Below are 15,430 nucleotides of genomic sequence, written 5' to 3' on the forward strand. Positions count from 1 at the left end.
GGCGATCGCGTCGCTGGTGGTGAACATGCTGCTGGTGGTGACCGGCGGGGTGGTGCGGCTCACCGGCTCCGGCCTCGGCTGCCCGACCTGGCCGCGGTGCGACGCGTCGTCCTTCGTGCCACAACGCGCGCTGGGCATCCACGGGGTGATCGAGTTCGGGAACCGGACCATCACGTTCCTGCTCACCGCGGTGGCCATCGCCACCCTGGTCGTCGCGTGGAAGCACGGTCGACCGGCCGTCACCCGGATCGCCCTGCTGCTCGCCCTCGGCGTGCCCGCGCAAGCCGTCATCGGCGGCATCTCGGTGCTCACCCAGCTGAACCCGTGGGTGGTCGCCCTGCACTTGCTGGTGTCGATGGGCATGATCGCGCTGGCCGTGGTGCTGCTGCGGCGGCTCAGGGAGGGCGACGGCCCGGCACAGCTGCTGGTGCCGCGCGGGGTGGCCTGGTTGGTCCGCGCGGCGTTCATCGCGGGCTGGCTGGTGTTGTACCTCGGCACGGTCGTCACCGGGAGCGGGCCGCATGCGGGAGCCGCCAACGCACCCCGCAACGGCCTGGACCCCCAGGCCTTCAGCCAGCTGCACGCAGACCTGGTCTTCCTGTTCGTCGGTCTGACGCTGGCCGCGGTGCTCGTCCTGAAGCCGGCGCACGCCCCGCGGCGGGCCTTCGACGCCGCCGTGGTGCTGCTGGCCATCGAGGTGGCCCAGGGCGCGGTCGGGTTCGCGCAGTACTTCACCGGCCTGCCCGTGGGACTGGTCACCCTGCACTTGCTCGGCGCCGCGGCGGTCTCGGCGGCGATGACCTGGCTGCTGCTGGGCATCCGCGACCGCGCCTGACAACTAGGACCTGCTCTCGCGCGCGTCGGGCAGTCCAGCGGCCCGTCGGAGGCCCGCGAAGGCCTCGGCCAGGGCCGCCGGCGGCCAGTGGGCGTTCAGGCCGCTCGGGTTCGGGAGCACCCACACGCGCGTGCCGTCCAGGGTGCGCTCCTGAGGCCCGACCTGGGCGCTGGGCGTGTCGAAGGCCACCCGGTAGGCGCTGACACCCAGCACGGCGAGCCAGGCCGGCCGACGCGCCGCCACCGTGGCTTCCAGCAGCCGCGCGCCGTCCCGCAGCTCGTCGCGGGACAGCTCGTCGGCACGCGCCGTCGCCCGCGCCGCGATGTTGGTGACCCCCGCCCCGAGGGTCAGGAGCGACTCCTGCTCCGCGGGTTGCATCACCCGGGGCGTGAAACCGGACGCGTGCAGCGTCGGCCAGAACCGGTTTCCCGGGCGGGCGAAGTGGTGGCCGGCGGCCGCCGACCACAGACCGGGGTTGATGCCGCAGAACAGCACCTGCAGCCCGTCGGCGATAACGTCCGGGATGGTGCGCTCACGGGCCGCCGCGAGGTCAGCCGTGGTGAACCGGGGCACGCGTCAGCGGGTGAGCAGCGGGTCCAGGGCGACCGCGACGAACAGCAGCGTGAGGTAGGTGTTCGACCAATGGAACAGCCGCATCGGGCGAAGGGCGACCACGTTGTCGGTGCTCGCGGACCGGCGCAGCAGGAAGTGCGACTCGACGAGGAAGGCAGCGCCGAGCACAGCGGCCACCGCCGGGTAGAACCACCCGGTGCCGGCCACCGGCCACAGCAGCAGCGAGGTCGCCACCATCAGGTAGGCGTAGGCCACTATCTGGCGGGCCACCGTCCGCGGGCCGGCCACCACCGGCAGCATCGGCACGTTCGCGGCCGCGTAGTCGTCGCGGTAGCGGATGGCCAGCGCCCAGAAGTGCGGCGGGGTCCAGAAGAAGACCACCATGAACAGCACGACCGGCGCCCAGCCCAGATGGCCGGTGATCGCCGTCCAGCCGATCAGCGCGGGAAAGCATCCGGCTGCGCCGCCCCACACGATGTTCTGGGAGGTCCGGCGCTTCAGGATCATCGTGTAGCCGACGACGTAGAAGAGGTTGGCCGCCAGGGCCAGCCCGGCCGACAGCCAGTTGACCAGGAGGCCCAGCATCAACGTGGAGACCACGCCCAGCGCCACCCCGAACACGAGCGCCGAGCGTGCCCCGACCACGTGCCGGGGCAGCGCCCGCCGCCGGGTCCGGCGCATCCGCTCGTCGATGTCCCGGTCGTAGACGCAGTTCAGGGCGTTCGCGCTGCCCGCCGAGAGCGTGCCGCCCACCACGGTGGCGACCACGAGCCCCAGCGGGGGGACACCCCGCTGGGCCAGGAACATCACCGGGACGGTGGTGATGAGCAGCAGCTCGATGATCCGCGGCTTGGTGAGCCCGACGTAGGCCGCGACCACGTCCCGCCACGTCGTGGGTCCGGGCGCCTTTTCGCGCACGGAGACGTGGGATTCAACGGCCGTCACGGATACCTCTGGTTCGACGCAGCGAGCCCCCTCAGGGCGGCCCCTGGGGGCGTACAACAAATCATGGCCGAGTCTAGTGCCCGTGCATAGAGCGGTCATACGCGGGCAACGGCCGAAAGACGGGGTGCAGAGCCCTGTGCTTGTGCCCACCCCGGGTGGGTAGGCTCGAAAGCGGTGCCGACGGACCCTGGAGGGATCGTCCACGGCGCACTCTCTGACAGGAAGGCAGGCTCGTGAGCAACGCTCGGACTCCCCTGGACTGGACCCCGCTCGACCGCAAGGCCGTGGACACAGCCCGGGCGCTGGCGATGGACGCGGTGCAGAAGGTCGGCAACGGTCACCCGGGCACCGCGATGAGCCTGGCCCCGGCGGCGTACCTGCTCTTCCAGAAGCTGATGCGCCACAACCCCGCCAACCCGGCCTGGCCGGGCCGGGACCGATTCGTGCTGTCGGCCGGGCACAGCAGCATCACCCTCTACACCCAGCTGTTCCTCGGCGGCTTCGGCCTCGAGCTCGACGACCTGAAGTCGCTGCGCACCTGGGGCAGCAAGACCCCGGGCCACCCGGAGCACGGGCACACCGCCGGCGTGGAGACCACCACCGGCCCGCTCGGTCAGGGCGTCGGCAACGCGGTCGGCATGGCGATGGCGGCCCGCCGCGAGCGCGGACTGTTCGACCCGGACGCGGCGCCCGGCCAGAGCCCGTTCGACCACCAGATCTACGCGATCGCCAGCGACGGCGACCTCGAGGAGGGCGTGAGCAGCGAGGCGTCCTCGCTGGCCGGCCACCAGCGGCTCGGCAACCTGACGCTGATCTACGACGACAACGACATCTCCATCGAGGGCGACACCGACATCGCCTTCTCCGAGGACGTCGCGGCCCGCTACGAGGCCTACGGCTGGCACGTCCAGACGGTCGACTGGACCAACGGCGGCAAGGAGTACGTCGAGGACGTCGACGCGCTCTGGGCCGCGATGCAGGAGGCCCGCTCGGTCAACGACCGGCCCAGCTTCATCAGGTTGCGCACGGTGATCGCCTGGCCGGCGCCGCACGCCCAGAACACCGGCAAGGCGCACGGGGCCGCCCTCGGCGAGGACGAGGTCAGGGCCACCAAGGAGGTGCTCGGCCTGGACCCGGAGCGCACCTTCGACGTGCCGGACGACGTCCTCGACCACACCCGGGGGCTCCTCGACCGGGGCAAGCGCGCCGAGGCCGAGTGGCAGGAGCACTTCGACGCCTGGGCCGAGCGGTCCCCCGCGCGCAAGGCGCTCCATGACCGGATGGCCGAGCGGCGCCTCGCCGACGGGTGGCAGGACGCTCTGCCGACCTTCGACGCCGACGAGAAGGGGCTGGCCACCCGCAAGGCGTCCGGTGCGGTGCTCAACGCGATCGCCGAGCGGCTGCCGGAGCTGTGGGGCGGCTCGGCGGACCTGGCGGAGTCCAACAACACCACCCCGGAGGGTGAGCCCTCGTTCGTCCCGGCCGAGCTGGCCACCAAGGAGTTCCCCGGCGACGAGTACGGCCGCGTCCTGCACTTCGGGATCCGCGAGCACGCGATGGGGTCGGTGATGAACGGCATCGCGCTGCACGGCGGCACCCGGGTGTACGGCGGCACGTTCCTGACGTTCTCCGACTACATGCGCCCCGCCGTCCGGCTCGCGTCGATGATGCAGCTGCCGGTGATCTACGTCTGGACCCACGACTCCATCGGGCTCGGCGAGGACGGCCCGACCCACCAGCCCGTGGAGCACCTGGCCGCGCTGCGGGCGATCCCCGGCCTCGCCGTGGTCCGTCCCGCCGACGCCAACGAGACCGTCGTCGCCTGGCGGACCGTGCTGGAGAACCCGACGCGTCCGGCCGGGCTGGTGCTGACCCGGCAGAACGTCCCCACCTTCCCGCGCGGCACGGAGGGCTTCACCGGTGCCGACGGGGTCTCCCGTGGCGGCTACGTGCTGGTCGACGCCGAGGGCGGTTCTCCCGACGTGATCCTGGTCGGCACCGGCTCCGAGGTGCAGCTCGCGGTGGCCGCTCGCGCGAAGCTCGCCGAGGAGGGCGTGGCCGCCCGTGTGGTGTCCATGCCTTGCCGGGAGTGGTTCGACGAACAGGACCAGGCCTACCGCGACTCCGTGCTCCCGCCCATCGTCAAGGCGAGGGTCAGCGTTGAGGCGGGCGTCGCCCAGGGCTGGCGGGAGGTGGTCGGCGACGCCGGCCGGAGCGTCTCCCTCGAGCACTGGGGCGCGTCCGCGGACTACAAGACCGTCTTCCGCGAGTTCGGCTTCACCCCGGACGCGGTGGTGCAGGCGGCTCGCGACAGCATCCACGCCGCCAACCACGACTAGACCGGCAGGCGCGCAGACCACCCACCCGTCGAACCTCCAGGAGGAAACCATGTCGGACCGTCTCAAGGCACTGTCAGGAGCGGGGGTGTCCATCTGGCTCGACGACCTGTCCCGAGAGCGGATCGCGAGCGGCAACCTGGCCGAGCTCATCGACAAGGACTCGGTGGTCGGCGTGACCACCAACCCGACCATCTTCGCGTCCGCGCTGAGCAAGGGACAGAGGTACGACGAGCAGGTCAGCGAGCTCGCCCACCGGGGCAAGGACGTCGACGAGACGGTCTTCGAGCTCACCACCACCGACGTGCGCGACGCCTGCGACCTGATGATGGACACCTGGAAGGCCACCGACGGGGTGGACGGACGAGTGTCCATCGAGGTGGCTCCAGCCCTGGCCTTCGACACCGACGCGACCCTCGCCTCCGCTCGGAAGCTGTGGGCCGCCGTGGACCGGCCGAACCTGTTCGTGAAGATCCCGGCCACTGCTGAGGGCATCCCGGCGATCGCAGCCGCGCTCGCGGAGGGCATCTGCATCAACGTGACCCTGATCTTCGGGCTCGACCGTTACGAGGACGTCATGGGCGCCTACCTCGAGGGTCTCGAGCGGGCCAGGGACAACGGCCACGACCTGCGCGACCTCCACTCCGTGGCCTCGTTCTTCGTCTCCCGGGTCGACACCGAGGTGGACAAGCGGCTCGACGCCGTCGACGACCCGTCGGCGAAGGACCTGCGCGGCCGCGCCGGGATCGCCAACGCTCGGATCGCCTACCAGCGCTACGAGCGGTGCTTCGCCTCCGACCGGTTCCAGGCGCTCGCGCGCGACGGCGCCAACCGTCAGCGGCCGCTGTGGGCCTCGACCGGCGTCAAGAACCCGGACTACCCCGACACCATGTACGTCACCGAGCTGACCGTGGCGAACACCGTCAACACCATGCCGGAGAAGACGCTGCGCGCCTTCGCCGACCACGGCGAGGTCCAGGGCGACCAGGTGACCACCCACTACGACGACGCGCACGCGGTGCTGGACCGGCTCGAGGCCCTCGGCATCTCCTACGACGACGTGATCGCCACCCTGGAGCAGGAGGGCGTGGACAAGTTCGTCAAGTCCTGGGGCGCGCTGGAGGACACCGTGCGCGCGAGCCTGGAGGGCGCGGCCAAGTGAGCGACGCCCTCGAGGTCGCGGCCACCGGGGCGGCCGCCGACGCCATCAGCGGCACGGTGCCGGGCCTGGTCCGCGACGGCTTCGCCGGACGGCTGTTCGCCAAGGACGCGACGCTCTGGGGACCGGACGCCGAGCACGAGGCGTCGATCCGGCTGTCCTGGGTGGGGCTGCCGCGCTCGTCGCGGCCGCTGCTCGGCGAGATCGCGGCGCTGCGGGGTGAGCTGACCGAGGCAGGGCTGGACCACGTGGTGCTCTGCGGCATGGGCGGCTCCTCGCTGGCGCCGGAGGTGATCTGCGCGACGTACGGCGTGGAGCTGACCGTGCTCGACTCCTCCCAGCCCGACCAGGTCCGGGCCGCGCTCCGTGACCGGCTGGACCGCACCGTGGTGGTGGTCTCCAGCAAGTCCGGCTCGACGGTGGAGACCGACTCCCAGCGCCGTGCCTACGAGGCCGCCTTCACCGACGCCGGCCTCGACCCGACCGAGCGGATGGTCGTGGTCACCGACCCGGGCAGCCCGCTCGACCAGCAGTCCCGCGAACGCGGGTTCCGGGTGGTCAACGCCGAACCGCACGTGGGCGGCCGCTACTCGGCGCTGACGGCGTTCGGGATGGTGCCCAGCGGCCTCGCCGGGGCCGACATCGCGGGCCTGCTCGACGACGCGGAGGCGGTCTCCGACCTGCTCGCCGCCGACGACGAAGCCAACCCCGGGCTGCGGCTGGGCGCCGCGATCGCCGCCACGTCGCCGTTGCGCGACAAGCTGGTGATCGTCGACAACGGCTCCGGGATGACCGGGTTCGCCGACTGGGCCGAGCAGCTGATCGCCGAGAGCACCGGCAAGCAGGGCACCGGGCTGCTCCCCGTCGTGGTCGAGGACGACTCCGCCTCGGAGGTCGCCCTGCCCCCTCGGGACGTGACCGTGGTGCACCTGGTCGCCGACCCTGATGAGGACACTGCCGACAACACCGCCGGATTCCCCGAGTCCAGCGGCTCCGACGTCAGCGTGTCCGGCCGGCTGGGAGCCCAGCTACTGCTGTGGGAGATGGCCACCGCCACCGCGGGCCGGCTGCTGGGCATCAACCCCTTCGACCAGCCCGACGTGGAGAGCGCCAAGCAGGCGGCCCGCGAGATGCTCGGGGACACCCCCGTCGCCGAGCCGCCAGACCTGGTCGACGGACCGGTCGAGGTCCGCGCGGCCGGCGGCGACTGGCTCGGCGGGGCGAGCAGCCTCGGACAGGCGGTCGACGCGCTGCTCGAGCAGCTCGACGAGAGCAGCGGCTACGTCGCGGTGATGGCCTACCTCGACCGCACCGCCCTGCCCAAGCTCCCGGACGTGCGCCGCACCCTCGCCGTGCGCTGCAAGCGGCCGGTGACGTTCGGCTGGGGCCCTCGGTTCCTGCACTCCACCGGCCAGTTCCACAAGGGCGGCCCCGCGGTCGGCGTGTACGTGCAGATCACCACCGACCCCGTCGAGGACCTCCCGGTCCCGGGTCAGCAGTTCAGCTTCGGCACCCTCGTGGCCGCCCAGGCCGCCGGCGACGCCCTGGTGCTGGCCGAGCACGGCCGGCCGGTGCTCCGACTGCACCTGACCGACCAGGGCGCCGGCATCTCCCTCGTCCAGAAAGCCCTTTCGTGAGCGCCACCCACTACACGAACCCGGCAGGCACGGAGTTCGTCAATCCGCTGCGCGATCCCCAGGACCGCCGCCTCCCCCAGATCGCCGGGCCCTGCGGCCTGGTGATCTTCGGCGTGACCGGCGACCTGTCCCGCAAGAAGCTGATGCCGGCGATCTACGACCTGGCCAACCGCGGCCTGCTGCCTCCGGGCTTCTCGCTCGTCGGCTTCGCACGGCGCGATTGGGCCGACCAGGACTTCACCCAGATCGTCCACGACTCGGTCAAGGAGCACTCCCGCACCGAGTTCCGGGAGGAGGTCTGGCAGCAGCTGTGCGAGGGCTTCCGGTTCGTACCCGGTGACTTCGGCGACGGCATCGCATTCGAGAAGCTGCAGCAGACCATCGTGGACCTGGACCGGGAGCGCGGCACCGGCGGCAACCACGCGTTCTACCTGTCCATCCCGCCGCGGTTCTTCTCCCAGGTCATCGGCCAGCTCAAGGAGCATGGCCTGGCCAGCCCAGTGCCCGGATCGTGGCGCCGGGTCGTGGTGGAGAAGCCGTTCGGCAACAACCTCGAGACCGCCCGCGAGCTGAACACGATCATCTCGGAGGTGTTCCCCCCGGAGTCGGTGTTCCGCATCGACCACTACCTGGGCAAGGAGACGGTCCAGAACATCCTGGCGATGCGGTTCGCCAACGCGATGTTCGAGCCGATCTGGAACGCCAACTACGTCGACCACGTCCAGATCACCATGGCCGAAGACATCGGCATCGGCGGACGGGCCGGCTACTACGACGGGATCGGCGCCGCCCGGGACGTGATCCAGAACCACCTGATGCAGCTCATGGCGCTGATCGCGATGGAGGAGCCGCCTTCCTTCGACGCGCGCAGCCTGCGGCTGGAGAAGCAGAAGGTGCTGCAGTCCGTCGTGCTCCCCCGGCGGCTGGACCTCTCCACCGCCCGCGGGCAGTACGTCGAGGGTTGGGCCGGCGGCCTCAAGGTGCCCGGCTACACCGACGAGCAGGACATCCCCAAGGACTCGACCACCGAGACCTTCGCGGCGATCAAGCTGGAGATCGAGACCAGGCGCTGGGCCGGGGTGCCGTTCTACCTGCGCACCGGGAAGCGGCTCGGCCGGCGGGTCACCGAGGTGGCCGTGGTCTTCAAGCGGGCCCCGCACCTCCCGTTCGGCGACACCGCCACCGAGGAGCTGACCCAGAACGCGCTGGTGATCCGGGTGCAGCCCGACGAGGGCGTCACCATGCGCTTCGGGGCGAAGGTGCCGGGCACCGCGATGGAGATCCGGGACGTGAACATGGACTTCGCCTACGGCGGCACGTTCACCGAGTCCAGCCCCGAAGCCTACGAGCGGCTGATCCTCGACGTGCTGCTCGGCGAGCCGCCGCTGTTCCCGAGGCACGAGGAGGTCGAGCTTTCCTGGCAGATCCTCGACCCGATCGTGGAGTACTGGGCCAAGCACGGGAAGCCCGCGCCGTACGAGGCCGGCACCTGGGGGCCGGAGTCGGCGGACAAGATGCTCGCCCGTGACGGACGCGTCTGGAGGCGGCCGTGATAGATCTGACCGACACCGACTCCAGCGCCATCGCCGCGGAGTTCCTGCGCGCGCGTCGGCGCGCCGGCAGCCCCGCCATGGGGATGGTGATGACCCTGGTCGTGGTCGTCGACGAGGACGGCGCGAACGCGGCCATGGAGGTGGCGCGCACCGCCGCCCGCGAGCATCCCGCCCGGCTGCTCGGCGTGGTGATCGGCAACGGCCGGGGCACCCCGCAGGTGGACGCGGAGATCGGGATCGGGTCCGGGGCCTCCGGCGAGCGGGCCCTGATCCGGCTCAGTGGCGAGGTCACCAAGCACCCCGAGTCGGTGGTGCTGCCGCTGCTGTTGCCCGACTCCCCCGTCGCGATGTGGTGGCCGCGCAACGCGCCGGAGGACCCCGCTGCCGACCCGCTCGGCCGGCTGGCGCAGCGGCGGATCACCGACGCCGCCGCGGTCCCTCGGGCCAAGGCCAAGGCGATGCTGACCCAGTGCCGCAACTACGCCCCCGGCAACACCGACCTGGCCTGGACCCGGATCACCGGCTGGCGGGCGCTGCTGGCCGCGGCACTCGACCAGCACCCCGGCCGGGTAGTCTCCGCGTCGGTGACCGCCGAGCGGATCAGCCCGAGTGCCGACCTGTTGTCGGCGTGGCTCGCCGACCGGCTGCGCATCGACGTCGACCGACGCAGCTCCGACGGCCCCGGGATCACCGACGTGGTGCTGACCACCCGGCAGGGCGACGTGTCGCTGGTGCGGTACGACGGGAAGCTGGCCACGCTCTCCTCCCCCGGCCAGCCCGACCGGCCGGTCGCACTCAAGCGACGCGAGCTCGCCGAGCTGCTCTCGGAGGAGCTGCGTCGCCTCGACCCGGACGACGTCTACGCGCGCACGGCGCGCCGCATGGTGAAGATGCAGGACAAGGCGGCCCGGCGCTCGTGACCGAGGAGTCGGTGCTGCGCCACCACGACCGCGAGGTGCTCGTGCACGCCGTCGCCGCCCGCCTGGTGGCCCGGCTGGTCGACCTGCAGCGGCACGGCACCGTCCCCTCGCTGGCCCTCACCGGCGGCAGCGTCGCCACCGAGGTGTACGCCGCCGTCGCCGACTCGGAGGCCGCGAGCGCCGTCGATTGGGGACGGGTCGAGCTGTGGTGGGGCGACGAGCGGTTCGTCCCGGCCGGGGACGGCGACCGCAACGACGGGCAGGCGCGGAAGGCGCTGCTGGACCGGGTCCCGCTCGACCCGCGGCGCGTGCACCCGATGCCGGCCGCCGACGGTCCCACCACCGACCTCGACGCCGCCGCCGAGAGCTACGCCCGAGAGTTGCGCGAGGGCGGCCGGGACCGGTTCGACCTGGTGCTGCTCGGTGTCGGGCCCGACGGGCACGTGGCCTCGCTGTTCCCCGGCTTCCCCCAGCTCGACGTGGAGCACACCATCGCTGTGGCGGTCCGGGACTCGCCCAAGCCGCCTCCGGAGCGGATCAGCCTGACGTTCCCGGCGCTCGAGCGCAGCGACGAGGTGTGGTTCGTGGCTGCCGGGGACGAGAAGGCCGACGCCGTAGGACGGGCGCTCGACCCGGCCACCGACCCGCACGAGGTGCCCGCAGCCCGGCCGAGAGGCGCCAGGCGCACGTTCTGGCTGCTCGACGAGGCCGCCGCCTCGCGGATCTAGAAGATGATCTCGCCGCGCTTGCGGCGCTCGCGGAGCGTGGCGATCGCCTCGTCGAGGATGGCTTCGGCCTCCTTGTCCGAGCGCCGCTCCTTCACGTAGGCCAGGTGAGTCTTGTAGGGCTCGATCTTCGGCGGCGGAGGCGGGTTGTCGGAGTCGAGGCTGGCCGGGAGCCCGCACCGCGGGCAGTCCCAGGACTCGGGGACCTGCGCGTCGACCGCGAAGATCACCACCGACTCGTGCCGGTGCGCGCAGAAGTACACCACTTGGCGGCGCGGCGCGGTGTCGCCGCGCTCGGCCTCCCCCATCGGACCTGCACCGACACGGCTGCCCCGGATCGCGCTTCCTCCACCTGCCACGGCTCTAGCTCTCCTGTTCGTCCGTCTTCGTCAGCTGCCGCTGCCCTTGAGCAGCAGCCCCAGCGCGATGATGCAGGCGAACCAGATCAGGCCGAGGCCCACCGTGAGGCGGTCCAGGTTCCGTTCCGCGACCGAGGACCCACCGAGCCCGCTGGAGACGCCACCCCCGAACATGTCCGAGAGTCCGCCGCCACGGCCCTTGTGCAGCAGGATCAGCAGGATCAGCAGGACACTGGTGATGACGAGCACGACACTGAAGGCGATGACCACGGTGCGCAAGCCTAGCTCACGGACTCTCGCTCACAGCACCGGCATCTCGTAAAACCGGCAGATTCCCCCGAACTCGTCGGCCTGGAGGCTGGCTCCGCCCACCAGCGCGCCGTCCACGTCGGGCTGCGCCATGATCGCCGCCACGTTGGCGGCCTTCACCGACCCGCCGTAGAGCACCCGCAGCGCCGCGGCCGCCTCCGGCGACAGCTTGTCGGCGATCCGGCCCCGGATCGCCGCGCAGACCTCCTGCGCGTCCTCCGGAGTCGCCACCTCTCCGGTGCCGATCGCCCAGACCGGCTCGTAGGCCACCACGAGACCGGCCACCTGCTCGGCAGACAGGCCGGCGAGCGAGCCGTCCACCTGCTCCAGGGTGTGCTCGACGTGCCGGCCCTCGCGGCGGACCTCGAGGCCCTCGCCCACGCACACGATCGGGGTGATCCCGGCCGCCAGCGCCCGCAGGGCCTTGGCGTTGACCAACGCGTCGTCCTCGGCGTGGTACTGCCGGCGCTCGGAGTGCCCGACCACCGCGTAGGAGCAGCCGAGCTTGGCGAGCATGGCCGCGGAGACCTCGCCGGTGTAGGCGCCGTTCTCGTGTGCGGAGACGTCCTGAGCGCCGTACCGGATGGCGAGCCGGTCGCCGTCCACCAGCGTCTGCACGCTGCGCAGGTCGGTGAACGGCGGCAGCACCGCCACCTCCACCCGGGCGTAGTCGTGCTTCTTGTCGGTCAGGATCCAGGCCAGCTTCTGGACCAGCACCACCGCCTCGGCGTGCGTGAGGTTCATCTTCCAGTTGCCGGCCATCAGCGGCACGCGGGTCCCCCGGGTCCCAGCCCGGCTCATCCCAGCACCTCCAGTCCGGGCAGGTGCTTGCCTTCGAGGTACTCCAGGCTGGCGCCACCACCGGTGGAGATGTGCGAGAACGCGGAGTCCGGGAAGTCGAGCGAGCGCACCGCGGCGGCGGAGTCGCCGCCGCCGACCACGGACAGCCCCTCAACCCGGTTCAGCGCCTCCGCAACCGCGCGGGTGCCGCCGGAGAACGCCTCGATCTCGAAGACCCCCATCGGCCCGTTCCAGAACACCGTGCGGGCGTCGGCGAGCGCTTCGGCGAACAGCTTCTCGGAGTCCGGGCCGATGTCCACGCCGATCTTGTCGGCGGGAATGGCGTCGGCGGGCACCACGGCGACCGCTGAGCCCTCCTCCACGGCGTCGGCGACCCGGATGTCGGTCGGAAGCACGATGCGCACCCCGGACGCCTCCGCCTGCTCCAGGTAGCGCCGGCAGGTGTCCACCTGGTCCTCCTCGAGCAGGCTGCGGCCCACGTCGTGGCCCTGGGCGCGCAGGAAGGTGAAGACCATCCCGCCGCCGATGAGCAACCGGTCGGCCTTGTCGAGGAGGCTGGCGATCACCCCGAGCTTGTCTGAGACCTTCGAGCCGCCGAGGACGACGGCATAGGGCCGCTCGGGCTTCTCGGTGAGCCGGCGCAGCACGTCCAGCTCGCCGGCCACCAGCTCGCCCATGGCGTGCGGCAGCAGCCGCGCCACGTCGTAGACCGAGGCCTGCTTGCGATGCACCACCCCGAAGCCGTCGCTGACGAAGGCGTCGCCGAGCTCGGCCAGCCGGCGCGCGAACGCCTCCCGCTCCGCCTCGTCCTTGCTGGTCTCCCCCGGGTCGAAGCGGACGTTCTCCAGCACCGCGACCTGGCCGGGCGCGAGCCCGTCGACCACCGCGTGGGCGCTCTCCCCGACGGTGTCGGTGGCGAACGCGACGGGGGCGCCGAGCAGCTCACCGAGCCGTTCGGCGACCGGGGCGAGGGAGTACGCCGGGTCGGGCGCGCCCTTGGGGCGTCCCAGGTGGGCCATGACGACGACCCTGGCGCCGGAATCGGCGAGCTCGCGGATGGTCGGCACGCTGGCCCGGATCCGGCCGTCGTCACCGATCCGGCCTCCGGACAGAGGAACGTTGAGGTCGGAGCGGACCAGGACCCGCTTGCCGCGCACGTCTCCTAGTGAGTCAAGGGTGCCCATCGGGTCAGAGGGACTCGCCGACGTAGCCGATGAGGTCCGCGAGGCGGTTGGAGTAGCCCCACTCGTTGTCGTACCAGCCGACGATCTTGACCTGGTCGCCGATCACCTTGGTCAGCCCCGAGTCGAAGATGCAGGAGGCCGGGTCGGTGACGATGTCGCTGGACACGATGGGTGCGTCGGTGTAGCTCAGGTAGCCGCGCAGCGGACCGTCCGCGGCAGTGCGGAACGCCGCATTCACCTCCTCGACGCTGGTCTCCCGGCCGACGTTGACAGTCAGGTCGGTGGCCGAGCCGGTGGGCACCGGCACCCGCAGCGCGTAGCCGTCGAGCTTGCCCTTCAGCTGGGGCAGGACCAGGCCGATGGCCTTGGCCGCCCCCGTCGAGGTGGGCACCACGTTCAGCGCGGCGGCCCGGGCCCGGCGCAGGTCCTTGTGCGGGCCGTCCTGCAGGTTCTGGTCCTGGGTGTAGGCGTGCACGGTGGTCATCAAGCCCTTGACGATCCCGAACTCGTCGTCGAGGACCTTCGCCATCGGCGCCAGGCAGTTGGTGGTGCACGAGGCGTTGGAGATCAGCGTGTGCTCGGCCGGGACGTAGTCGGTGTGGTTGACGCCCATCACCACGGTGACGTCCTCGTTCTTGGCGGGGGCGGAGATGATCACCTTGCGGGCGCCGGCCTCCACGTGCGCGCGGGCCTTCGTGGCGTCGGTGAACAGGCCGGTGGACTCCACCACGACGTCGACGCCGAGGTCCTTCCACGGCAGCTGGGCCGGGTCACGCTCTGCGAGGATCTTCAGAGTGCTGCCGCCGACCTTGATGCCCCCGTCCATGGCGGTCACCTCGTCGGGGTAGCGGCCCAGGATGGAGTCGTACTTCAGCAGGTGGGCCATGGTCGCGAGGTCGCCGAGGTCGTTGGCGGCGACGATCTCGATGTCGGTACCGGACGCCTGCACGGCGCGGTAGAAGTTCCGGCCGATACGGCCGAAGCCGTTGATTCCCACGCGAACTGTCACGGAAACGCACTCCTCGGTAGCGACGGTACGGCGGGGCCGCCGGGGCCCCTCGTCTCAGACCCTACCGGGTGCGCTCCGAGCGGTCCTACGGCTCCTCGGCGAGCATCTCCGCGGTGAGACTGGCCTCCGTGTCCGGGATGCCGAGCTCCTGGGCGCGCTTGTCCGCCATCGCCAGCAGCCGGCGGATCCGGCCGGCGATCGCGTCCTTGGTCAACGGCGGCTCGTGCAGCTGACCGAGCTCCTCGAGCGAAGCCTGCTTGTGCTTGAGTCGGAGGTCGCCGGCCAACCGCAGGTGGTCGGGCACGTCGTCGCCCAGGATCTCCAGGGCCCGCTCGACCCTGGCGCCGGCCGCGACAGCGGCGCGTGCCGAACGGCGCAGGTTCGCGTCGTCGAAGTTCGCCAGTCGGTTCGCGGTGGCCCGCACCTCGCGGCGCATCCGCCGCTCCTCCCAGGCCATCAGCGACTCGTGGGCGCCGAGCCGGGTGAGGAGGGCGCCGATCGCGTCGCCGTCGCGGATCACCACGCGGTCCACGCCGCGCACCTCGCGGGCCTTGGCGGGGATACCGAGCCGCCGAGCCGCGCCCACGAGGGCGAGCGCCGCCTCCGGACCCGGGCAGGTGACCTCGAGTGCCGACGAGCGGCCCGGCTCGGTGAGGGACCCGTGGGCGAGGAACGCGCCGCGCCAGGCCGCGACCGCGTCGCAGCCGGCCCCGGACACCACTTGCGGCGGCAGGCCGCGCACCGGGCGGCCGCGGCCGTCGAGCAGGCCGGTCTGGCGGGCGAGCTGCTCCCCGTCGCGGACCACCCGGACGACATACCTGCTGCCCTTGCGCAGTCCGTTGCCGGAGACCATCACCACGTCCGAGTGGTGCCCGTAGACCTCCGCGATGTCCCGGCGCAGCCGTCGGGCTGCGGAACCGGTGTCCAGCTCGGCCTCCACCACGATCCGGCCACTGACGATGTGCAGCCCGCCGGCGAACCGCAGCATCGAGGAGACCTCGGACTTTCGGCAACACGACTTCGTCACCGTGGTGCTGGCCAGCTCCGCCTTCACCTGAGCCGTCATCGCCATGCGACCGATCCTG

General features: G+C 71.8%; 15 protein-coding genes. 7 read left to right on the top strand and 8 right to left on the bottom strand.

Translation table 11 applies throughout. The features are described 5' to 3' along the window. On the top strand, window positions 1–835 hold an 835-nt coding region (locus tag VFL99_RS03195; protein ID WP_325104882.1), incomplete at its 5' end, for a COX15/CtaA family protein. Between the two features lie 3 nt (window positions 836–838). Here VFL99_RS03195 and mug read toward each other — a convergent pair. Next, window positions 839–1,408, bottom strand: coding sequence for a G/U mismatch-specific DNA glycosylase (gene mug, locus VFL99_RS03200; RefSeq protein ID WP_325104883.1), 570 nt, complete (start codon window positions 1,406–1,408; stop codon window positions 839–841). Window positions 1,409–1,411: 3 nt separating this feature from the next. Continuing rightward, window positions 1,412–2,353 carry a heme o synthase gene (locus VFL99_RS03205; protein WP_325104884.1) on the bottom strand — a complete coding sequence of 314 codons (942 nt, stop codon included), beginning with the start codon at window positions 2,351–2,353 and terminating at the stop codon, window positions 1,412–1,414. A gap of 233 nt (window positions 2,354–2,586) precedes the next feature. On the opposite strand from VFL99_RS03205, the gene tkt reads away from it, so the two are divergent. The 6 genes from tkt to pgl are packed head-to-tail and all read left to right on the top strand — an operon-like array spanning window position 2,587 to window position 10,686. Further along, a complete protein-coding gene (tkt, locus tag VFL99_RS03210) occupies window positions 2,587–4,692 on the top strand; it encodes a transketolase (RefSeq protein WP_325104885.1) in 2,106 nt (701 codons plus the stop codon). 49 nt (window positions 4,693–4,741) lie between these two features. Beyond that, window positions 4,742–5,851, top strand: coding sequence for a transaldolase (tal, locus tag VFL99_RS03215; protein WP_325104886.1), 1,110 nt, complete (start codon window positions 4,742–4,744; stop codon window positions 5,849–5,851). Continuing rightward, a complete protein-coding gene (locus VFL99_RS03220; protein WP_325104887.1) occupies window positions 5,848–7,485 on the top strand; it encodes a glucose-6-phosphate isomerase in 1,638 nt (545 codons plus the stop codon). Before tal ends, VFL99_RS03220 begins: the two co-directional genes overlap by 4 nt. After that, entirely contained in the window at window positions 7,482–9,038 is a 1,557-nt protein-coding gene (gene zwf, locus VFL99_RS03225) for a glucose-6-phosphate dehydrogenase (protein WP_325104888.1), read from the top strand. The genes VFL99_RS03220 and zwf overlap by 4 nt, the downstream gene beginning before the upstream one ends. Continuing rightward, window positions 9,035–9,958, top strand: coding sequence for a glucose-6-phosphate dehydrogenase assembly protein OpcA (locus VFL99_RS03230; RefSeq protein ID WP_325104889.1), 924 nt, complete (start codon window positions 9,035–9,037; stop codon window positions 9,956–9,958). The genes zwf and VFL99_RS03230 overlap by 4 nt, the downstream gene beginning before the upstream one ends. Next, a complete protein-coding gene (gene pgl / locus VFL99_RS03235) occupies window positions 9,955–10,686 on the top strand; it encodes a 6-phosphogluconolactonase (protein WP_325104890.1) in 732 nt (243 codons plus the stop codon). Before VFL99_RS03230 ends, pgl begins: the two co-directional genes overlap by 4 nt. Here the strand turns inward: pgl and VFL99_RS03240 are convergent. The 6 genes from VFL99_RS03240 to whiA form a co-directional block, all read right to left on the bottom strand. Then, the gene (locus tag VFL99_RS03240; protein ID WP_325104891.1) at window positions 10,683–11,042 is read right to left on the bottom strand and encodes an RNA polymerase-binding protein RbpA; all 360 of its coding nucleotides are present in this window, start codon (window positions 11,040–11,042) and stop codon (window positions 10,683–10,685) included. The genes pgl and VFL99_RS03240 overlap by 4 nt on opposite strands. Before the next feature lie 30 nt (window positions 11,043–11,072). Continuing rightward, the gene (secG, locus tag VFL99_RS03245; protein WP_414713711.1) at window positions 11,073–11,306 is read right to left on the bottom strand and encodes a preprotein translocase subunit SecG; all 234 of its coding nucleotides are present in this window, start codon (window positions 11,304–11,306) and stop codon (window positions 11,073–11,075) included. 36 nt (window positions 11,307–11,342) lie between these two features. Next, window positions 11,343–12,152: a triose-phosphate isomerase gene (gene tpiA / locus VFL99_RS03250; protein ID WP_325104893.1), complete on the bottom strand. Its 810-nt coding sequence runs from the start codon at window positions 12,150–12,152 to the stop codon at window positions 11,343–11,345. After that, window positions 12,149–13,336, bottom strand: a complete 1,188-nt coding sequence (locus VFL99_RS03255; protein ID WP_325104894.1) for a phosphoglycerate kinase — start codon at window positions 13,334–13,336, stop codon at window positions 12,149–12,151. Before VFL99_RS03255 ends, tpiA begins: the two co-directional genes overlap by 4 nt. A 4-nt stretch (window positions 13,337–13,340) precedes the next feature. Beyond that, on the bottom strand, window positions 13,341–14,345 hold the full coding sequence (gap, locus tag VFL99_RS03260; protein ID WP_325104895.1) for a type I glyceraldehyde-3-phosphate dehydrogenase: 1,005 nt from the start codon (window positions 14,343–14,345) through the stop codon (window positions 13,341–13,343). A gap of 85 nt (window positions 14,346–14,430) precedes the next feature. After that, window positions 14,431–15,417, bottom strand: a complete 987-nt coding sequence (gene whiA, locus VFL99_RS03265) for a DNA-binding protein WhiA (protein ID WP_325104896.1) — start codon at window positions 15,415–15,417, stop codon at window positions 14,431–14,433. Window positions 15,418–15,430: the final 13 nt, after the last annotated feature.

It is taken from the genome of Segeticoccus sp., assembly GCF_035708005.1.

Coding starts and splice junctions, on each gene's coding strand:
- tal (WP_325104886.1), top strand. CDS start 4,742: ATGTCGGACCGTCTCAAGGCACTGTCAGGAGCGGGGGTGTCCATCTGG.
- tpiA (WP_325104893.1), bottom strand. CDS start 12,152: ATGAGCCGGGCTGGGACCCGGGGGACCCGCGTGCCGCTGATGGCCGGC.
- VFL99_RS03255 (WP_325104894.1), bottom strand. CDS start 13,336: ATGGGCACCCTTGACTCACTAGGAGACGTGCGCGGCAAGCGGGTCCTG.
- whiA (WP_325104896.1), bottom strand. CDS start 15,417: ATGGCGATGACGGCTCAGGTGAAGGCGGAGCTGGCCAGCACCACGGTG.